The 19,559-nt window shown below is 63.0% G+C and carries 20 protein-coding genes and 2 pseudogenes; 13 read left to right on the top strand and 9 right to left on the bottom strand.

Features of this window, described 5'->3' with window-relative positions:
- A complete protein-coding gene (locus tag EOC93_RS09815; protein WP_126104061.1) occupies positions 1 to 594 on the top strand; it encodes a transporter in 594 nt (197 codons plus the stop codon).
- Here EOC93_RS09815 and truA read toward each other — a convergent pair.
- The 4 genes from truA to def are packed head-to-tail and all read right to left on the bottom strand — an operon-like array spanning position 591 to position 3,361.
- Positions 591 to 1,346 (bottom strand): tRNA pseudouridine(38-40) synthase TruA, encoded by a 756-nt coding sequence (gene truA, locus EOC93_RS09820; RefSeq protein ID WP_127204500.1) that lies wholly within the window; start codon positions 1,344 to 1,346, stop codon positions 591 to 593. The two genes, EOC93_RS09815 and truA, sit on opposite strands and share 4 nt — an antisense overlap.
- An 18-nt stretch (positions 1,347 to 1,364) precedes the next feature.
- Positions 1,365 to 1,874 carry an N-acetyltransferase gene (locus EOC93_RS09825; protein ID WP_095484556.1) on the bottom strand — a complete coding sequence of 170 codons (510 nt, stop codon included), beginning with the start codon at positions 1,872 to 1,874 and terminating at the stop codon, positions 1,365 to 1,367.
- Entirely contained in the window at positions 1,871 to 2,806 is a 936-nt protein-coding gene (gene fmt, locus EOC93_RS09830; RefSeq protein ID WP_126104063.1) for a methionyl-tRNA formyltransferase, read from the bottom strand. Before fmt ends, EOC93_RS09825 begins: the two co-directional genes overlap by 4 nt.
- A 9-nt stretch (positions 2,807 to 2,815) precedes the next feature.
- Positions 2,816 to 3,361: a peptide deformylase gene (def, locus tag EOC93_RS09835; RefSeq protein ID WP_077374507.1), complete on the bottom strand. Its 546-nt coding sequence runs from the start codon at positions 3,359 to 3,361 to the stop codon at positions 2,816 to 2,818.
- A gap of 104 nt (positions 3,362 to 3,465) precedes the next feature.
- Here def and EOC93_RS09840 point away from each other — a divergent pair, with 104 nt between their 5' ends.
- Positions 3,466 to 4,734 carry a DNA recombination protein RmuC gene (locus tag EOC93_RS09840; protein ID WP_127204501.1) on the top strand — a complete coding sequence of 423 codons (1,269 nt, stop codon included), beginning with the start codon at positions 3,466 to 3,468 and terminating at the stop codon, positions 4,732 to 4,734.
- Between the two features lie 3 nt (positions 4,735 to 4,737).
- Here the strand turns inward: EOC93_RS09840 and EOC93_RS09845 are convergent, their stop codons facing one another.
- Both EOC93_RS09845 and EOC93_RS09850 read right to left on the bottom strand, forming a co-directional pair.
- Entirely contained in the window at positions 4,738 to 5,142 is a 405-nt protein-coding gene (locus tag EOC93_RS09845) for a GFA family protein (RefSeq protein WP_095485074.1), read from the bottom strand.
- A gap of 217 nt (positions 5,143 to 5,359) precedes the next feature.
- A pseudogene (locus EOC93_RS09850) lies at positions 5,360 to 5,467 on the bottom strand (cation transporter); the annotation flags it as partial.
- Between the two features lie 248 nt (positions 5,468 to 5,715).
- Between EOC93_RS09850 and EOC93_RS09855 the strand changes: the two are divergent.
- Entirely contained in the window at positions 5,716 to 7,302 is a 1,587-nt protein-coding gene (locus tag EOC93_RS09855; RefSeq protein WP_126104065.1) for an adenylate/guanylate cyclase domain-containing protein, read from the top strand.
- Between the two features lie 17 nt (positions 7,303 to 7,319).
- Positions 7,320 to 7,472: pseudogene (locus EOC93_RS09860) on the top strand (IS5/IS1182 family transposase); the annotation flags it as partial.
- A 13-nt stretch (positions 7,473 to 7,485) separates the two neighbouring features.
- Here the strand turns inward: EOC93_RS09860 and EOC93_RS09865 are convergent.
- Positions 7,486 to 8,295 (bottom strand): transglutaminase family protein, encoded by an 810-nt coding sequence (locus EOC93_RS09865; protein WP_095484561.1) that lies wholly within the window; start codon positions 8,293 to 8,295, stop codon positions 7,486 to 7,488.
- Between the two features lie 209 nt (positions 8,296 to 8,504).
- Here EOC93_RS09865 and EOC93_RS35340 point away from each other — a divergent pair, with 209 nt between their 5' ends.
- Both EOC93_RS35340 and sugE read left to right on the top strand, forming a co-directional pair.
- Positions 8,505 to 8,630, top strand: a complete 126-nt coding sequence (locus EOC93_RS35340) for a hypothetical protein (protein ID WP_127204502.1) — start codon at positions 8,505 to 8,507, stop codon at positions 8,628 to 8,630.
- A gap of 189 nt (positions 8,631 to 8,819) precedes the next feature.
- Positions 8,820 to 9,134, top strand: coding sequence for a quaternary ammonium compound efflux SMR transporter SugE (gene sugE, locus EOC93_RS09875; protein ID WP_095484562.1), 315 nt, complete (start codon positions 8,820 to 8,822; stop codon positions 9,132 to 9,134).
- A gap of 87 nt (positions 9,135 to 9,221) precedes the next feature.
- Here sugE and EOC93_RS09880 read toward each other — a convergent pair whose 3' ends face one another.
- The gene (locus EOC93_RS09880) at positions 9,222 to 9,650 is read right to left on the bottom strand and encodes a DUF6481 family protein (RefSeq protein ID WP_023801556.1); all 429 of its coding nucleotides are present in this window, start codon (positions 9,648 to 9,650) and stop codon (positions 9,222 to 9,224) included.
- A gap of 231 nt (positions 9,651 to 9,881) precedes the next feature.
- Between EOC93_RS09880 and EOC93_RS09885 the strand changes: the two genes are divergently transcribed.
- The 4 genes from EOC93_RS09885 (at position 9,882) to EOC93_RS09900 (ending at position 14,239) form a co-directional block, all read left to right on the top strand.
- The gene (locus tag EOC93_RS09885) at positions 9,882 to 10,943 is read left to right on the top strand and encodes an LLM class flavin-dependent oxidoreductase (RefSeq protein WP_127204511.1); all 1,062 of its coding nucleotides are present in this window, start codon (positions 9,882 to 9,884) and stop codon (positions 10,941 to 10,943) included.
- Positions 10,944 to 11,178: 235 nt separating this feature from the next.
- Entirely contained in the window at positions 11,179 to 12,381 is a 1,203-nt protein-coding gene (locus EOC93_RS09890) for an AI-2E family transporter (protein ID WP_127204503.1), read from the top strand.
- A 38-nt stretch (positions 12,382 to 12,419) separates the two neighbouring features.
- Entirely contained in the window at positions 12,420 to 13,247 is an 828-nt protein-coding gene (locus EOC93_RS09895; RefSeq protein ID WP_127204504.1) for an arylamine N-acetyltransferase, read from the top strand.
- 14 nt (positions 13,248 to 13,261) lie between these two features.
- Entirely contained in the window at positions 13,262 to 14,239 is a 978-nt protein-coding gene (locus EOC93_RS09900; protein ID WP_127204505.1) for an LLM class flavin-dependent oxidoreductase, read from the top strand.
- 63 nt (positions 14,240 to 14,302) lie between these two features.
- Here EOC93_RS09900 and EOC93_RS09905 read toward each other — a convergent pair whose 3' ends face one another.
- Positions 14,303 to 15,334: a LacI family DNA-binding transcriptional regulator gene (locus tag EOC93_RS09905; protein ID WP_095485077.1), complete on the bottom strand. Its 1,032-nt coding sequence runs from the start codon at positions 15,332 to 15,334 to the stop codon at positions 14,303 to 14,305.
- 217 nt (positions 15,335 to 15,551) lie between these two features.
- Here EOC93_RS09905 and EOC93_RS09910 point away from each other — a divergent pair, with 217 nt between their 5' ends.
- From EOC93_RS09910 to EOC93_RS09920, 3 genes are read left to right on the top strand one after another with little or no spacing between them, the layout of a single operon-like run.
- The gene (locus tag EOC93_RS09910) at positions 15,552 to 17,141 is read left to right on the top strand and encodes a sugar ABC transporter ATP-binding protein (RefSeq protein ID WP_164759102.1); all 1,590 of its coding nucleotides are present in this window, start codon (positions 15,552 to 15,554) and stop codon (positions 17,139 to 17,141) included.
- Positions 17,138 to 18,454 (top strand): ABC transporter permease, encoded by a 1,317-nt coding sequence (locus tag EOC93_RS09915; protein WP_127204506.1) that lies wholly within the window; start codon positions 17,138 to 17,140, stop codon positions 18,452 to 18,454. The genes EOC93_RS09910 and EOC93_RS09915 overlap by 4 nt, the downstream gene beginning before the upstream one ends.
- On the top strand, positions 18,451 to 19,419 hold the full coding sequence (locus EOC93_RS09920) for a substrate-binding domain-containing protein (RefSeq protein ID WP_095484566.1): 969 nt from the start codon (positions 18,451 to 18,453) through the stop codon (positions 19,417 to 19,419). The genes EOC93_RS09915 and EOC93_RS09920 overlap by 4 nt, the downstream gene beginning before the upstream one ends.
- Positions 19,420 to 19,559: the final 140 nt, after the last annotated feature.

Raw genomic sequence — 19,559 nt, forward strand, 5'->3', positions numbered from 1 at the left:
ATGCTTTCGTCGGACGAAACCTATGCTTCCCTGACCGGCGCCTGGCGACTGATGCTCGGCAAGGCCGACGGGCTGCGCCTGCTCGACCTTTCGGCCGACGGTTTCTGGAATTCCTTCTTCGCCATCATCGTCGCGGCACCGGCGCTGATCGTCGGTTGGGTCGGCCTTGCCAACGAGATCGGCGATCCGGATGCATTCGCGGGGCGCTTCAGCATGCTGATCCGTCTGGCGACGGTCGACATTGGCGCCTGGGTACTGCCGCTTGTCGGCCTTGCCTTTATCGCGCCGCGTGCCGGCATTGGCGGGCGCTTCGTCCACTATGTCGTCGCCAGCAACTGGGCGTCGGCGATCATCGCCTGGATGATGCTGCCGTCGGCGTTGATCAGGCTTTTCCTGCCTTCCACCAACGAGTTCGCCGTACTGGCGTCGCTGCTTTTGTTTGCGCTGTCGATGGTCCTGACCTGGCGGATGACAAACATCGCCATCGGCAGGGGCGCAGCTGTCGGCACCGCCGTCTTCGCCGGCATGTTCGTGGCGTCGCTGGTCGTTCTGTTCGGCCTGCAGGCGCTGCTCGGCATCGGTGCGCCCGCTTAATCGACTTTCGGATAATCCACACCGACGAGAAAAAGTCCGTCGGGCGGCGCAACTTGGCCGCAGGCTGCACGGTCGCGCGCATCGAGCGCCGCCTTCAGGTCGGCAATTGTCCAGCCGCCTTCGCCGACGCGCTTCAGCGAACCGACCATCGAGCGCACCTGATTGTGCAGGAACGAGCGCGCCGAGGCTCGCACTTCGATCACGTCACCCAGCCGACTGACATCCAGCCGATCAAGCGTCCGGATCGGGCTGTCGGCCTGGCATTGGGTCGAGCGGAACGTAGTGAAATCATGCCGCCCCAGCAGCACTTTTGCCGCCTCGTGCATGGCCTCGGCGTCGAGCCGCGTCGGCACCCACCAGATCTTGCCCTTGTCGAGCGCTGCCGGCGCGCGCCGGTTGACGATGCGGTAGAGATAGTGGCGGCCGATTGCCGAGAAACGCGCGTCGAAGCTATCAGGCACGACAGCCGCCTTGAGGACGGCGATGCGCGCCTTGGCCGCTTGCAGATGGGCATTGACCGCATCGCGCACCTTGTCATCAGGCCACGCCTTGACGAGATCGACATGCGCCACCTGGCCGGTCGCATGGACGCCGGCATCGGTGCGGCCTGCGCCGCGCAGCGAGACCTGCTCGCCGCAGAATTTCTCGATCGCCTGCTCGATCGCCTGCTGCACCGAAGGCTGGTCTGCCTGGCGCTGCCAGCCGGCATAGAGGCTGCCGTCATATTCGATGTCCAGGCGAAAACGCGGCATTCCTAAAGCAGGATGAGGTTAGGCGGCGAGCGCGGAGCCGAAGGCCGAAGCGTAGACCAGCTTGCCGGTCTCAGGCGCCTCGCCCCAGGCCAGCGCCTGCAGCGCGTCGCCCTGATATTCGCTCTCGAATTTTTCGGCGCGTGCGTGGCTGTAGCCGAAGCGGCCATAATAGGCGGGATCGCCAAGCACCACCGCCAGCACCTCGCCGGCGTCCTTGAGGCGGATATGCGCCTCGCGGACCAGCGCGCCGCCGATGCCGGTGCCATGGAATGACGGCTCGACGGCCAAAGGCGCCAGCGCCACCGCCGGGAAGCTCTTGCCGCCATTTTGCACGAAAAGCCTGGAAAACAGGATGTGGCCGACCACCTGCCCATCTTCGTCCGCCACCAGCTCGACGACGGCATCGCCGCCGGTGACCAGCGCGTCGACCAGTCCGGCCTCCGCCTGCTGGCCGAATGCGTGTTCCTCGACGAGGCGGATCGCCTCGCGGTCCCGCGGCGTCGCCGCGCGTATCGACATCATGCTCATGAGAATTTCGTTCCTTTTTCGAGCTTGGCCCCACGCAGAAACTCTTGCGCGGCAATGGGCCTTCCGCCCGCACGTTGAACTTCGACCAGCCTGATGGCGCCTGACCCGCAGGCGACCGTCAGGCGGTCATCGAGAATTCCTCCCGACTCGCCGGCGCCTTGCGAAAGCGTCGAGCGAAGCAGTTTCAGCCGTTCCAGGCGGCCGCCGATTTCGGTCTCGCACCATGCGCCGGGAAAGGGCGACAGGCCGCGAATATGATCGTGGACTTCGCCAGCAGGCCGCGTCCAGTCCACGCGCGTCTCCGCTTTATCGATCTTTTTGGCGTAGGTCACCCCCACCGTCGCCTGCGTGGTAAATGTCAGGGCATCCCGTTCCAGCCGTGCCAGCGCTTCCGCCATCAGCGCGGCACCAATGAGCATCAACCGATCGTGCAGGTCGCCGGCCGTCATATCGGGGCCGATGGCGCATTTTTCAATCATCGCCACCGGACCGGTGTCCAGACCTTCCTCCATCCGCATCACCATCATGCCTGTCTCGGCATCGCCGGCCATGACGGCGCGCTGGATGGGTGCGGCGCCGCGCCAGCGCGGCAACAGCGACGCGTGGCCATTGAGGCAACCGAGCCGCGGCGCCTCGAGGATGGGTTTGGGCAACAGCAATCCATAGGCGACGACCACGGCGACGTCGGCCCGCAAGGCGCGGAACGCCTGCTGCTCGGCCTCGCTCTTCAGCGACACCGGCGTCCGCACCTCGACGCCCAGCCGCTCCGCCTCGCGCTGCACCGGCGATGGCGTCAGTTCCAGCCCGCGGCGACCTGCGGCGCGCGGCGGCTGGGTGTAGACGGCTTCTATCTCATGCCCGGCCTCCGCGATCGCCCGCAGCGTCGGCACCGAGAATTCGGGCGTACCCATGAAAACGACGCGCAGGGGCATTTTTGAGCCCTATCCCACCAACTTGCCCGGCGCCTTGCTGCCTGATGGTTTGTCCCTGGCGAGCTTCTTGAACTTCTTGACCACCATGTCGCGCTTCAGCTTCGAGATGTGGTCGATGAACAGAACGCCGTTGAGATGATCTATCTCATGCTGCAGGCAGGTCGCCATCAGCCCTTCGGCCTCGATCTCCTGCAGCTTGCCGTCGCGATCGAGATATTTCACACGCACGGCGGCGGGGCGCTCGACCTCGGCATAGTAATCCGGGATCGACAGGCAACCCTCCTCGTAGACCGAGCGCTGATCGGCGCTGTCGAGAACCTCGGGGTTGATGAAGACATGCGGCGCCGGCGTCTCGTCTTCCTTGGCGAGGTCGATCACCAGCATGCGCAACGGTTCGCCGACCTGGATCGCCGCCAGGCCGATGCCCGGCGCATCGTACATGGTCTCCAGCATGTCGTCGGCGAGCTTGCGCAAGGCGCCGTCGACGCGCTCGATCGGTTTCGAAACCTGGCGCAGGACGGGATCGGGAAGAATGATGAGAGGCTTGATCGACATGGCGTCTCACCTAAGACGTCGCACGGAAAGCGTCAACCGGGGCAATTGAAGCGCCGTTCACGTTTTGATCTGTGCCGTCAGGGAGAATCATCTATGCTGTCCATATGAACGACCTGACATCAATCCTGTCCGAACCAATCGCCCGGCTCGGCGCCACCACGATCACGCTCGGCCACGCATTGGCATTCGGCGCGATCCTGTTTCTGGGCCTGTTCGTGGCGCTGGTCGTCGCGCTGTGGCGGTCGGCCAAGGCGCGTGCAGTGGCGGCTGCGGAAGCCGCCGACCACGCCCGCGACGCCGAGGCGCGGATGGCCGGCATCCTGCAAAGCCAGGCCGAGATGCAGGGCCGCATGGGCGCCATCGCCGAAGTGTTCGGGGCGCGGCAGGCCGAACTCACACAGTCGATCGGCCAACGCCTCGACGCGATGACCGGCCGCCTCGGCCAGACCATGACCGAGCAGACGAAATCGACGCATGAGAGCCTCGCCAAGCTGCAGGAACGGCTGGCGGTCATCGATATCGCGCAGGGCAACATCCAGTCGCTGGCCGGCCAGGTCGTTCAGCTTCAGGCGATCCTCTCCAACAAGCAGACGCGCGGCGCCTTCGGCCAGTCGCGCATGGAGGCGATCGTCGCCGACGGCCTGCCGCACGGCGCCTACGAATTCCAGGCGACCTTGTCGAACGGCAGCCGGCCCGACTGCCTGGTGAAGATGCCGAACGGCGCGCCGGCGCTTGCCATAGACGCCAAGTTTCCGCTGGAAGCCTGGAACGCCATCCGTGCCGCCGAAGGCGTCGATTTGCAGAAGGCCGCCGCACAAGCGTTTCGGCGCGATATCGAGGTGCATGTCCGCGATATATCAGAAAAATACCTGATCCAGGGCGAGACGCAGGACACCGCTTTCATGTTCGTGCCGTCGGAATCGGTGTTTGCCGAGATCCACGAGAATTTCGAGGGGATTGTCCACAAGGCGCACCGCGCCCGCATCGTCATCGTCTCGCCGTCGCTGCTGATGTTGTCGATCCAGGTCATCCAGGCGATCCTCAAGGACGCCCGCATGCGCGAGCAGGCGCATCTGATTCAGGGCGAGGTGATCCGGCTGATGGAGGATGTCTCGCGCCTCGACGAGCGGGTGCGCAAGCTGCAGAGCCATTTCGGCCAGTCGGCCAAGGATATCGACGACATCCTCGTCTCGACGTCGAAGGTGACCAAGCGCGGCCAGAAGATCGAGGCGCTGGAGTTCGGCGCGCAGCCGACGGAGGGCGACGCCGGATCGGCCGAGACCACACACGGCGCGAAGGTCGAAGCGGGTGCGCGCGTCGCCGACTCCAAGACCGGTCAGCTGAGACTTAGGGTCGTCGAAGGCGACGACTGAGAGCTACTGCTCCTCGACGATCGTTGTGCCTTCGAAGTCCGGCAGCCAGTGTAGCGCCGAGCGATGCCACAACTGCCGTCTCGGCACCAGTTCATCGCGCTGACGCGCCGTGCCTACCCTGATGCCGTAGACTTTCGGTCCGTCACCGACCGACGTGGCATAGAGATGCGAACCGCACTCGCCGCAAAAAGCCTGGGCGCGCCTGGCGCCGCTCGACCCGGTCTTGATGTAGATCTTCGGCGTGCCCCTGGTGATCCGGTAATGATCCTCCGACGCCGGCACGGTCACCCGAAACGCCGTTCCAGTCAGTTGCTGGCAATCGATGCAGTGGCAGATATTGGTCTTTTCCGGATCGACTTCCGCCTCGTAGGTGATGGCCCCGCAATGACACCCACCGTCGATTTTCATCTTCATTCCTCCCAAAATCCGTTCGGCAATGCTTGAGCGACGTGCGCCCGTTTGGACACATAGTATGGTGTAATGCTTTGAATCTACACATCATGCTTTCCGAAATCGACTCCGACATTCGAGTTGATGCGGCAGCGCGGCAGGCGAACCTTGCAACGGCAGGCCTCTAGTCCGGCGCTTGTCCCGACGCGGCCTCTATGGCCTTGAGCCGGCGGGCTCAGGGTCCGCGGACGAACAGTCGCGTGACCTCGGGCATCTCGGTCTTCAGCCGTGCCTCGATGCGTTCGACGCAGGTCTCGATCTCGGGCGCCGACAAATGGTCCTCGTTGGCAACCGGCTCGGGCGCCATCAATCGGACTTGAGCATTCCTCCTCCAAGCGTGAGAACAGTCCGCAGTTGGCCGGGCGCGCCAGTATGCGAAATCCGCTGTGAACGTGGGGGCTTAGCCACAACCGCCAAGGTCGGTCCGTCGTTGCAGGGCTGGCGTGTTTTCATCGAGCCAAGACTGACGCTAGGTACCGTGCCGGGAATGAGATATAGTTCAGATACTAGTGACTGCCGGGCGCTGGCACAATGGCTGGACTGGGTGAACAGATTGCGCGTCAGCAGCGCACCATGGGACCGCTCCTGGTGGCGGCAGTGGTCATCGGCCTTATAGGCCTGCCCGTCGCAGCCTGGCTCGACCTCCGAGACCTATCGGAACGGATGCTGCGCACGCAAGCCAGCGAAATCAGCCGGATCATCGACGAAATGCGCGGATTTTACGGCAGCGACGTCGTGGGACGCGTGCTGCAAGCAGACGACGCCGTGACCGCGACGCACAACTACCGGGACGTGCCAGGTGCGATCCCTATTCCAGCAACCCTCTCGATCGAACTCGGCAAGCGCATCAGCGCTCACGACGGGTCCGTCAAATATCGGTTCGTCTCCGATCTACCTTTTAAAGGTCGCGACCCCCACCAGCTCGATCTATTCGAGCGGAATGCAATCTTTGCTTTGCGTGCCAACCCGAGGGAGCCGATCATCGAAGTCTCGGGTTCGCTGTTTGACCGGCACGTCCGCGCCGCGGCCCCCGTTGTAATGGGACAAGTCTGCGTGACCTGCCATAACTCACACCCGGACAGCCCCAAGACGGACTGGAAGGTAGGGGATGTCCGAGGGATCCAGGAGATATCGGTCAATCAGCCTATCGCTGCGAACGTCCTCGCCTTCAAGTATCTGCTCCTATATTTCGGCTTCGCGGCGGCGGCGGGCCTGACGTTCATTCTCCTGCAGCGTCGGCAGTCCGCCTTGGTTCAGGGCATCAACAAGGAGCTTTCCGAGGCAAACGACTTCCTGGCCGCGATTTCATTGAAGATCGCCAAATACCTCTCGCCTCAAATTTACAAAAGCATCTTCAGCGGCCAGAAGGACGTCACCATCGCGACCGAGCGCAAGAAGCTCACGATCTTTTTCTCCGACGTCAAGGATTTCACCGCGATCGTGGAACGGCTCCAGCCCGAGGACCTGACGGTTCTCCTCAACGAGTACTTCACCGAGATGTCGAGGATCGCGCTCAAACACGGCGCCACCGTCGACAAGTTCATCGGCGACGCGCTTCTTGTGTTCTTCGGAGACCCGGAGACGCAAGGCATCGAGGAAGACGCGAGAGCCTGCTTGCGCATGGCTGTCGACATGCAGCGTCGGCTGGAGCAGTTGAACAGGGTGTGGCGTGACCGCGGAGTTGAACGGCCCTTCCGAGCTCGCATGGGCATCAACACGGGCTATTGCAATGTTGGGAACTTCGGTTCCGATGATCGGATGGACTACACGATCATCGGAGCCGAAGCGAACTTGGCGGCCCGTCTGCAGTCGATTGCCGAGCCCGGCGGCATCTGCCTCAGCTATGAGACTTACGCGCTCGTTCGCGACCTTGTCCGGGCGCGTCCGTTAGCACCGATTGCCATGAAGGGGATCAGCCGGGAGGTTGTCCCCTACGAAGTCGAGGGCCTCCTGGGTGAACTGGCCCAGCGCCCTCAGGTCATCAGCGAGCACGCGACTGGCCTCGACTTGTTCCTCGATGTTGAGGCAATCGACGAGAACGGGGTCGAGCGGGCGAAGAAACGACTTTCGGAGGCGCTCCTGGCCTTAACCATCCGAAGCAAGCCCGCCGCTTTTTAGGTTCTCTAGAAACTGTCCCACTGTCAGGGCACCTCTATGCCCAGCATCATCTCGCCGAGTGCTGCTCCTCCAAACTCAAGCAGTTCCGCTGGGTCGCAACCCGCTCGAGAAAACCGCCCGCAATTACCGCCGTTGTCACTCTCGCGGCTATTGTCTTGTGGTTGCGGTAACTGTCCACACGGCCTAATCGACGATCTCGTTCGTCCAGACCTTGAAACCGGCCAGCGTGCCCGGCCCGAAAATATGAGTCAGCGGCACATCGGCTGCGTCGCGGCCGGAGGCGATCAGGATGCGGCCTATGCGCGGCGCATTGTTGCGCGGATCGAAGGCATGCCAGCGGCCGCCGAGATAGACCTCCATCCAGGCAGCGAAATCCATGTCCGACCACGGTTTCGGCAGGCCGATGTCGCTGATGTAGCCGGTGCAATAGCGGGTCGGGATGTTCAGGGCGCGGCAGAAGGCGACGGCGAGATGGGCAAAATCGCGGCAGACGCCGCTTTGCTCACGATATGCCTCGGCTGCCGTGCGCGTCGGCCGCGCATTGCCGTAATTGAAGATGATGTGGTTGTGGACGAAGTCGCAGACCGCCTGAACGCGTGGAATGCCGAGCGGTGTGTGGCCGAACAGCCGCCATGCCTCGCTCGCCAGCACGTCGCTCTCGCAATAGCGGCTGGGCAGCAGGAACAGCAATGTTTCCGACGGCAGGTCGCGCACCTCGTGCTGCCACGCCACCAGCTCGCCCAACTCGAAGGTTCCCGGGTCGCGGATCACGGCGTCCGTGCCGAAGGTGAAGCGACCGGGCGGGGCGACAAGACGGTTGCACCAATTGCCGAAACTGTCGCGGTAGCTCTCGATCGGCACCGGTGGGTTCGAGGTCAGGAAATCCGGTCGCTCGAGATCGGACGCCCGGGAATAGTGGACGTTGAGCATCGCGATCAGCGGCGCTTCCTGCGGAAAGTCGAAGCTCATCTCGCAGCCGATGTGGATTCGCATTGTCGTCCTGACCGGCCTGCCGGATCAACACCCGGCGAAGGCACGGGCTGTTGCTGCAGTGCAAAAAGATCATCGCACGGACCAACGCGGTTTACGAGCGAATTAGAAACCGCTTGGCGGCCGCCGGCCGGCACAGGCGCCAGATTATGCCTCTTGCGGTCGGGCGTTTCTCTTGGTTCATTTCGCTTGCCACAATCGGAGGACGAATCATGGCTAAAGGTGCGATGAAGGCGGGCAAAGAAGCCCGCAAGCCGAAGAAGGACGCGAAGAACCCCGCCGCTGCCCCGACCCTGAAGGCGCCGCCCGTCAAGGCGACCAAACTCAAGGACAGGTAAGTCTCGGCGTTTCGGCGCAAGGCCATGACCGGCGGCATTTCAGGACCAATCGACAGTCAGCGATTGGTCCTGAAATGCCGCCGGCGCTGTTGTTGATTGGGCACCCGAAATTTCTATATCAATGCAGCGAAGACGACTTCGCGCTTTCCGAAAAGACCGGGACGACCCGCAATTCAATGGAGCGTTCCGATGTCGTGGATTCTTCTCTTCTTCGCTGGCCTGTTCGAGATCGGCTGGGCGATCGGCCTCAAATACACCGATGGCTTTTCGAAACCGCTGCCGACGGTCCTGACGGTTGTCTCGATGGTCGTCAGTCTCGCCTTGCTCGGACTGGCGCTGAAGACGCTGCCGGTCGGCACGGCCTATGCGGTGTGGACCGGCATCGGCACAGTCGGCACGGCGCTGCTTGGCATCTGGCTGCTCGGCGAGCCTGCGACGGCGATCAGGCTGGCCTGCATCGCGCTCATCGTCTGCGGCATCATGGGGCTGAAGCTCGCGGCCTAGTTTGGCTGCAAGATTGCAACACAAACGCCTTCAGGGCCGCTGCAAGGCGGCCCTGAATTTGCTTGGTGAAATCGCGCTGTAGGAGCGCTAGCGAGCCGAAAAGCCCGGGGGCGTCCTGCCGGTGCGCTGCTTGCGCGCCGCATAGCGCGCGTCGCGCTTAGCCTTGCGCTCGGCCTCGTCGGCGAGCAAACGAGCGATGCGCTCGTTCTCTTCGGCTTCCCGGATCTTCGCTTCCGCCTGCGCCGCTTCTTCGGCAGCGATACGCGCTGCTTCGGCAGCCGCTTCGCGCTCGGCCTTCTCGGCCGCTTCGCGCGCCAGCTTTTCCTGCTTCAGCCTGGCCTTTTCGGCCTCGCGTATCGCACGAGCTTCGAGGATTGCCTTGCGTTCGGCCTGTCGTGCCAGCACTGCTGGATCGTCTGCTGCCGGCTTTGCCTTGAAGCGCTCGAGAAGCGCCTTCTTTGCCTCGTTTGCGGCATTGCGCCGCTCGAAAACGTCTTTTTCCCTATAGATAGCCAAGTCCACTTCCCTGGAGTCAATTTGCGAGGCTTACATACGCGTGAAAACCCAGAGTTCAAGCGCCAAAACGGTATGCCAGCCATGAAATTCTGAGCTGTTGCAGTCGGGAGACGCCTTTTCGGCTGAATTCGGCTGAAACGGACATGCACTGTTCACCATCCGCCCCTCTGGCGGCGCGGCGGACTGGTCGCTACCTGTAGCGCGAAAAACAAAACGCCAGGATGACACATGATGGAACTCGGTCTCTATACCTTCGCCGACGTCAGCCCGGAACCGGGTCCCGGCGCCATTGGCGCGCATGAGCGGCTGCGCAACCTGATCGAGGAGATCGAGCTGGCCGACCAGGTCGGCCTCGACGTGTTTGGGCTGGGCGAGCATCACCGTCCCGATTATGCAGCTTCAGCGCCAGTCGTGGCCCTGGCCGCGGCCGCCGAACGCACCAGGCGCATAAAGCTGACCAGCGCGGTCACCGTGCTTTCCTCCGACGATCCGGTTCGCGTCTTCCAGCAGTTTGCGACACTCGACCTTCTCTCCGGTGGCCGCGCCGAGATCATGGCCGGGCGCGGCTCGTTCATCGAATCCTTTCCGCTGTTCGGCTACAATCTCGAAGACTATGACGAACTCTTCGCCGAAAAGCTCGACCTGCTGCTTGCCATCCGCGATAGCGTCAAGGTGACCTGGTCGGGCAGGCTGCGCGCTCCGATCAACGATCGCGGCGTCTATCCCCGCCCTTTCCAGGACAAATTGCCGATCTGGATCGCGATTGGCGGCACGCCGCAATCGGCCGCGCGGGCCGGTGCGCTCGGCCTGCCGCTGGCGCTGGCCATCATCGGCGGCGAGCCGGCACGGTTCGCGCCGTTGTTCGACATTTACAGGGAGGCGGCCAAACGGGCCGGCAACGATCCGGCTGATCTCGCCACCAGCCTCAACGTCCACGGCTTCATCGCTGAGACCACCGATCAAGCGGCCGACGATTTTTATGGGCCACAGGCCGAGGTGATGAACCGCATCGGCCGCGAGCGTGTCTGGGGTCCAACGTCAAGGGCGCATTTCGACCAGTCGCGTGGCCCGAACGGCGCACTGTTCGTCGGCAATCCCGAACAGGTGGCCGAAAAGATCGTTGCCCAGCACAGGATCTTCGGCAACGACCGCTTCCTGCTGCAGATGGCGATCGGCACCATGCCGCACGCCAAGATCATGAAGGCGATCGAGCTCTACGGCACCAAGGTCGCGCCGATCGTGCGCAAGGAAACGGCGAAGACCATCCCTGCCGTGGCCGCGCCGGCCGCCTGATTCATCGGCCCTGATTCACTGGCAAGGGCGCAGTACGGCCTTGCCATCAACGCCGGCTAACGCATCGGCCCGAAAATCGGAATCGATTTTCGGAAAGCACGATGCGTAGATTCAAAGTGTTAGAGCGTGCTTTGTGCGTCCAAGTGGACGCACGTCGCTCTAACGGAACTTTGAAGCCGCAAAGGCGTTTCCGCCAACAGCGTACACCAATCGCGGTGTGCCGCCGAGGGCCAGAATGAAAGCCGACCCCGCCGCTTTGGGCGCAGGCGCTGCCGAAAGCCCGGATCCGCGCGTCGAGGCGCGGGCGGACACGCATCTGATGCGTTCGCTGCTCGTCGGCATCTTCATCCTTATGGCGATCTACGCGCTCTCCTTCGCTCGTGCCTTCTTCATGCCGGTCATTCTGGCTTTCCTGCTGGCGCTGACGCTGACGCCGATCGTCCGCTTCCTGCGCAAACACGGCTTGCCCGACGTGATGTCGGCGACATTGCTGGTGCTGCTGTCGTTCTGCGTCGTCGCCGTCGCAGGATATCTACTCAGCGGGCCAGTCATTGATCTCATCAACAACACCTCGGTGATTGGCCAGCAGCTGACCGAACGGCTCGCGCAACTGCGGCGCCCTTTCGAAAGGATCATGGAGATTTCGCGGCAGATAGAGGGGCTGACGCAGACATCCCAGGAGCCGGGCGTTCAGAGGGTAGCCATGGCGCAATCCGGCCTTCTCCCGCAAGCCGCCAGCAATTTGCTGTCGGCAGGCACCAGCCTCATCATCGTCTTCGTCCTGTCGCTGTTCCTGCTCGCCTCCGGCACGATGTTCTATGAGAAGATCGTCGAATCCTTCCCTAGTCTCAGCGAAAAGAAGCGGGCACTGCGCGTCGTCTATGACGTCGAACGTGAAATCTCGCACTACCTGCTCACCGTCGCCGTCATCAATACATGCCTGGGGTTGGTCATCGGACTCGGCCTCTGGGCACTCGGCGTGCCCAACCCGCAGGTCTGGGGCGCGGCAGCGGCTCTGCTCAATTTCCTGCCCTATATCGGGGCGCTGATTACAATCACGCTTGTCACGATCATCTCGCTGATCAGCTTCGACAGCATCTCCTACGCACTGCTGGCGCCGGCCTTCGTGCTGTTGTGCGATACCGTCGAGGGCCAGTTCGTGACGCCGACGGTGGTTGGCCGCCGCCTCGAGATCAATGCGGTGGCGATCCTCATCGCTATTGCCTTCTGGTCCTGGCTGTGGGGTTTCGTCGGCGCGCTGATGGCGGTGCCGCTGCTGGTCGTCATCAAGGTGTTCTGCGATCATTTCGACAGCCTCAGCCATGTCGGCAATTTCCTGGCGGCGCAGCATACTGCGGTGGTTGAGGAAGAACTCATCGAGGAGACGAACAGCGCTGCAGCGCAAACCGGCACGCGGCGTTTGCGGCGCCCGGATTGAATGCCTATATCGAGCTGGTCAAAGCCTGGCTCCCTTCCATGACCGATATCTCCTTCGACATCGACGCCTATTTCGCCCGCATCGGATATACCGGCTTGAGGGACGCTTCGCTGAAAACGCTGAAGTCGCTCCATCTCTTACACCCGCAGGCGATCCCGTTCGAAAATCTCGATCCGTTTCTAGGCCACCCGGTTCGTCTCGATCTCGCCTCGCTGCAGGAAAAGATCGTCGCTCGGGGTCGCGGCGGCTATTGCTTCGAGCACAATCTCATTTTCATGCATGTGCTGAAGGCGCTTGGCTTCGCCGTCAGCGGCCTTGCCGCACGCGTTCTTTGGGGCCAGCCCGATGAAGCCATAACCGCCCGGAGCCATATGTTGCTGCGCGTCGAACTCGACGGCCGAACCTACATTGCCGATGTCGGCTTCGGCGGACTGACACTGACAGCGCCGCTCCTGCTTCGACCGGGTCTCGAGCAAAAGACCCCACATGAGACATTCCGCATGGTTGAGACAGGCGATCATTTTCGGCTGCAGGCCAATGTCGGCGGCGACTGGCGGACAGTTTACCGCTTCGACATGCAGCAGAACTATGAGGTCGACTATTCGGTCAGCAACCATTTCCTGTCGACCCACCCAACCTCGCACTTCCTTTCCTCCGTAATCGCCGCACGAGCCTTGCCGGGCCGCCGTTATGCGCTCCGCAACAACCGGCTGTCGACGCATCATCTCGGCGGCCGTACCGAGCAGATGGAGATAGCGACAGCCGCCGAACTCGCCGACGTGCTGGAAGGCCCGCTCGAAATCGCCATTCCCGACCGTGCAGCCTTCGAGGCCATGGCGCGACAGAAGAAAATCCTGGAGGCTTAAGTCGCCATGACCGCCTGTCGCCAATCATCGAAGGCAGCAACGCTTCGCAATCACTCGCCAATTCGCTCGATCTTGCCCGTCATGCCGAGCGGCTGGGATACAAGCGCTACTGGCTGGCCGAGCATCACAACATGCCGGGCATCGCCAGCGCCGCCACCTCCGTCGTCATTGCCCATGTCGCCGGCGGCACCAGGACGATACGCGTCGGCGCCGGCGGCATCATGCTGCCCAACCATTCGCCGCTGGTCATCGCCGAGCAGTTCGGCACGCTTAACGCATTGCATCCAGGGCGCATCGACCTCGGCCTCGGCCGGGCGCCGGGCACCGACATGGGCACGGCGCGCGCGCTACGCCGCAACCTCGAGGCCGGCGCCGACAGTTTCCCGCAGGATGTCGTCGAGCTGATGGGCTATTTCCAGCCGGCCGAGGACGGTCAGCGTATCCGAGCCGTGCCCGGCGAGGGCGAGCAGGTGCCGATCTGGATCCTGGGCTCAAGCCTCTATGGCGCGCAGCTCGCCGCCATGCTCGGCCTGCCCTACGCCTTCGCGTCGCATTTCGCACCGGCCGAGCTCGACCACGCGCTGGAAGTCTACCGCTCGCGCTTCCAGCCGTCGGAACAGCTCGACAAGCCCTATGTCATGCTCGGTCTCAATGTGTTCGCTGCACCCTCCGACACCGAGGCGCGGCTGTTGTTCACCTCGCTGCAGCAGGCCTTCGTCAATCTGCGCACCGGCCGGCCCGGCCGATTGCCGCCGCCGGTCGAGGGATATGAGCGCGACCTCGACGCAATGGCCAAAACAATGCTTGGCCAGGCGCTGTCCTGCGCCGTCGTCGGCGCCCCGGAAACGGTCAGGCAAGGCATAGAAGCGTTCGTCCGCCGCACCGGCGCCGACGAGCTGATGGTCACCGCCCAGATTTTCGATCACGCGGCGCGGGTGCGATCCTTCGAGATCCTGGCCGAAGCCCACAAATCGCTGTCACAAGCGGCCTGACGGTCTTTTTATTTGATGCATGTCGTTATCCCAAAACCGCTGCACACTTTTGGGCGACATGCATCAGGCGCTGACGCTTTGTGCGATCGCGCCCAAGGGCGGCCCAAGTGGCCGGCATGAATTGCGGATCATCAGGCGTCCCTTGAGCGCCAGCTTGCGCGGCGGCGCGTCCCTATTTCCGGCGAGCCGGTCGAGCAGCAGATTGGCCGCCTGCTCGCCGATTGCCTGCACCGGCTGGGCGACCGTGGTCAGTTGCGGCTGGAACACGTCCGACCATGGGAAATCGTCGAAGCAGGCAACCGAAATATCCTCCGGGCAGGACAGCCCGATGTCGCGGATCGCCTTCATGGTGCCGATCACCATCGGATTGTTGGCCGAGAAGATCGCGCTCGGGCGGTCGTGCAGCGAAAGCAGCTGCATCGTCGCGTTGTAGCCGTCGACTTCATGGAAATTGCCGAAGCGGATAAGCTCGTTCTCGACCGGCAGGCCGGCAGCCTGGAGGGCCTCGCGATATCCCGTCATGCGGTCATGCATGGGCGAGATGTCGAACGATCCTGAGATGTAGCCGATCCGCCGGTGGCCGAGATCGATCAGATAGGTGATGGCGTCGAACACCGCGCGCTGGTTGTCGAGGACGACGGTGTCGGTATCGACGCCTTCGCAGACACGGTCGAGCAGCACCACCGGCACGTTGGCGTCATCGACAATTCTCTTCAGGATCGCGCCGTCGCCGACGCGCGCGACGATCAGCCCGTCGACCATCCGGTCGAGCAGCAGCCTGATCTGGTCGTCCTGCGTGTTGAGATCCTCGTCCGTGCAGCACAGCATGACCGCGTAGCCGGCGCGGTCGAATGCCTGCTGGATGACCGACACGACATCGGTGAAGAACGGATTGGTAATATGGGGAACGGTAAGCCCGATGGTGCGGGTCGTCCCCATTTTCAGGCTGCGGGCGATCGCGTTGCGCTTATAGCCGATGTCGCGGATCGCCTGTTCGATGCGCTGGCTGAGTTCGGGACTGACAGTCGCGGTGCCATTGATCAGCGCTGAGACGGTGGCGACCGAAACACGCGCCACTTGAGCCACGTGCAGCATGGTCGGGGCCGTGGACTTCCGCTGCTTTTTTCGCCCTGACGCCATCATTTTCGAAACGTTTCACCGCCTTCTGGCTGCAATATCTACGGAATCTTGCGGTTCCGCGCAAGAATTGAAATTCGTTCACCGGCCTCACCAGATATCAGCTTGACACGATCGAAACGTTTAGATTAGCGTTTGAGACGTTCGACGACGGCGGAAGGGAGGCCGTTCTGTCATGGAGCATGGCAATTCCATCACGTCCGGAGATGATGCGGCTGCGGCCGGCCGCTCGGCCGTGGTTTTGAGCGCCGAGCACATCTCCAAGACGTTTGGTGGCATCGCCGCCCTTGTCGATGTCGGCTTCGACCTGCGGTGCGGCGAAGTCCATGCGCTGATGGGGGAAAACGGCGCCGGCAAGTCGACGCTGATGAAAATCCTTTCCGGCGTCTACACGGATTACGACGGAACGGTGAATATCGATGCCCATCCGGTCCGTTTCGCCGGCGTCCGCGACGCCGAGCACGCCGGCATCGCCATCATCCACCAGGAACTCAATCTCGTCCCCGAGCTCAGCGTTGCCGACAACATTTTCCTAGGGCGCGAAAAGCTGATCGCCGGACTTATCGTCGACCGCAAGGCAAGCAGCCACGCCGCCGGCGCGCTGCTGCAGAGGCTCGGCATCGAGCTCAACCCGGAGGCGCGGGTCGGCAGCTTGCGCGTCGGCGAGCAGCAGCTGGTCGAGATCGCCAAGGCGCTGTCGATGTCGGCGCGCATCCTGATCATGGACGAGCCGACATCAGCGCTTTCGCCGGCCGAATGCCAAAGGCTGTTCCGGATCATCCGCCAGCTCGCCGACAGCGGCGTGGCGATCGTCTACATCTCGCACCGCATCGACGAGGTTATGCATCTGGCCAGCCGGGTCACCGTGTTTCGCGATGGACGCCACGTGCTGACCGAGGCGATGGCAAGGCTCGACGAAGACACCATCATTTCGGCGATGGTCGGGCGAAGCCTGCTTGCCTCTTCCCAGGAGGAGCGCGGCCCCAGCGGCAAGGTCGTCCTCGCCGTAAGTGGCTTGTCACTGTCGAAACCCGACCGCCACGGCTGGCGGACCGCGCTTGACGGCGTCGGCTTCGATCTTGCCGAAGGCGAAATTCTGGGGATAGGCGGGCTGCTGGGCTCGGGACGCACCGAAATCCTGGAGACCATCTTCGGTTCCAGCGGCGGACGCGCCGGCGGCGAAATCCGGCTCGACGGCATGCCGGTGGAAATCCGTTCGCCGCGCGACGCCCGCCGGCTCGGCATCGCCCTGGTGACAGAGGACCGCAAGACGCAAGGCCTGCATCTTCAGGCGTCGATCACCGACAATGTCGCGCTGCCGCTGGTCGGCGCGCTGGCGCGGTTCGGCCTTCGCTCTCTAGCCGGCGAGCAAGGCCTAGCGCGGCACGCCGTCAAGGCGCTCGGCATTCGCTGCGGGACCATCGAGCAGCCGGCCGGCACGCTGTCCGGCGGCAACCAGCAGAAGGTCGTCATCGGCAAGTGGCTGGCGACGCGGCCGCGGGTGCTGTTGCTGGACGAGCCGACACGCGGCATCGATGTCGGCGCCAAGCGCGAGATCTACGATCTCATCTTCAAGCTGGCGCGAGACGGGCTCGCCATCGCCGTCATCAGCTCGGAATTGCCGGAGCTGCTGCATCTTTCCGACCGCATCCTGGTCATGGCCGATGGTCGCCAGACGGGGATCCTCTCGCGCGCGCAAGCCAGCGAGGAGGCCATCATGCGGCTTGCGGCGCCGCGCCGGACCATGACGAGGCCTGCCGCATGAGCATCTTGAACATCCTGTCCCGGACGAAGCTCTATTGGGGCCTGATCGCCATCTTCCTGATCGGCGTGCTGGGCTCGCCGATCAGCTCCAAGGGCAACAACATCTTCCTGTCCTACGGCAATCTGCTCGATGTGCTGCGCCAGGTGTCGACCACCGGCCTGATCGCCACCGGCATGACAGCGGTGATCATCACCGGCGGCATCGATCTTTCCGTCGGCTCGCTGATGGCGATCTGCACCGTGGTCTGCGCCATGCTGCTGACGGTTCCGGGTGTCACGCCGGCGGTGGTGCTGGGGGTGCCGACAGTTGCCGTGATCGCCCTTTGCCTCGGCATCCTGGTCACCCGTTTCATCTTCCTGAACATCGAAAAATCCCGCGCCGGCTCGCAAGCCACGCACGACATCAGGCTGGATAGCGTTCGTGGGCTGGTCACGCCCGGCATTGTCGGGGTGGTCCTCTGCAGTCTCGTGCTGTGGTTCCTGCTGCCGCAGGCAGGCTCAAAATTCGGCGTGCTCGGCGTGTTGCTGGTGGCGCCTTGCGTCGGGCTGCTGTTCGGCGCGCTCAACGGCTTCATCATCGTTGCCGGGCGGCTGCAGCCTTTCATCGTCACGCTGGCGATGATGGTGACGGCGCTCGGCATCGCCCGGCTGACTGCCGGGCAGAACAATGCGGTGCTGCCGGTCTACACCGGCTCGAACGCCACCGCGGATTTCGAAATCCTGCGCTCGCTGGTCTTCGGCGTGATCCCGATGCCGGGCCTGTTCTTCCTCGGAGCGATCCTGATCTACGGCGCCGTGCTGCGCTTCACGCCGTTCGGCCGCTATGTCTATGCCATCGGCGGCAATGAAGAGGCGGCGCGGCTGTCCGGCATCGCCGCCGGCCGCGTCAAGATCGCCACCTACGCGGTATCAGGGCTGCTGGCCGGCGTGGCGGCAGTGCTTTACGTTGCGCAATACAGGCAAGGCAAGCCGGATGCCGGTGCCGGACTTGAGCTCGATGCCATCGCCGCAGTGGTCATCGGCGGCACCAGCCTGATGGGCGGACGCGGCAGCCTCATCGGCACATTCTGTGGCGTGCTGATCTTCGGACTGCTCTCGAACATCCTGCAATTGCACAACATCAATTCGAACCTTCAGCTCGTGCTGAAGGGGATGATCATCATCGGCACCGTGCTCGTGCAGGAGCGCAATGCCTTTGATCTTCTCTTCTATCTGCGCCTGCCTGGTGGAAAAGCGGCGCACAAGGAAACGACCGCAGCAAAGCGGCCGTCAAAAGAGACCCCGTCTCTAAATCTTGGAGGAAACAAGAAATGAAACGACGTGACATGTTGAAGCTTGCCGCCGTCACCGCGGCACTGCTGACCACGACCGCCCTTTTGACCAGCGGCAACGCCTACGCGCAGGACAAGAAGTGGAAGATCGGCTTCTCGCAGGTGACGACCATCGAGCCGTGGCGCGCCCAGTTCAACAAGGACATCCTGGCCGAGGCCGCCAAACATCCGGAAGTCGAGCTGATCGTCACCGACGGCGAGGACAAAACCGAAAAGCAGGTCGCCGATGTCGAGAACCTGATCCGTCAGGAAGTCGACGCGCTGCTGGTGTCACCGAAGGAATCCGCCGGCTTGACCGGCGTCGTGCAGCAGGCGATCGATGCCAAGATCCCGGTCTTCGTGCTCGACCGCAATGTCGAAACCAAGGACTACACGCAGTTCGTCGGCGGCGACAACAAGCTGATCGGCCGGGCTGCCGGTGAGTACGCCGTCGAGCTGCTCGGCGGCAAGGGCAAGGCATCAGGCAATGTCGTCGAGATCTGGGGCGGCATGGGCACCCAGCCAGCACATGACCGCCATGACGGCTTCCATGAATTCACCGACAAGGAGCCGGGCATCAAGTACCTACTCGACCAGCAGTCGGGCGACTGGAAACAGGATCAGGCCTACAACATCATGGCCACGGCGCTGCGCAACAACGAGAAGATCGACCTCGTCTACGGTCACAACGACCCGATGGCGTACGGCGCCTATCTTGCCGCCAAGGATGCCGGACGCGAGAAGGACATCAAGTTCATCGGCATCGACGGCCTGCCCAATGAAGGCGTGACGCTGGTCAACAATGGCGAGCTGACGGCGACCTTCACCTATGTGACGCCCGGCGCCGAGGGACTGCGGCAGGCGATCAAGTTCCTGAACGGCGAAAAGGTCGAAAAGACCATCACCTTGCCGACGGAGAAGATCACCAAGGAAAATGCCGCCCAGGTCCTGAAGGACAACGGCCTCTGAGGCACCGGAGACAGTGACCTGAGGGACATAGCATAGCTCTGCCCCTCAACCGCCTGCCGGCACCTTCTCCCGTATAGCGACGGGGAGAAGGAACTGGCCGCGGCGCCCGGCACCCTTTTTGCAACGCTGTTGATTGGCGA

The sequence above is a fragment of the Mesorhizobium sp. M6A.T.Ce.TU.002.03.1.1 genome, assembly GCF_003997275.1.
In the GTDB taxonomy this organism is placed as follows: domain Bacteria; phylum Pseudomonadota; class Alphaproteobacteria; order Rhizobiales; family Rhizobiaceae; genus Mesorhizobium; species Mesorhizobium mediterraneum.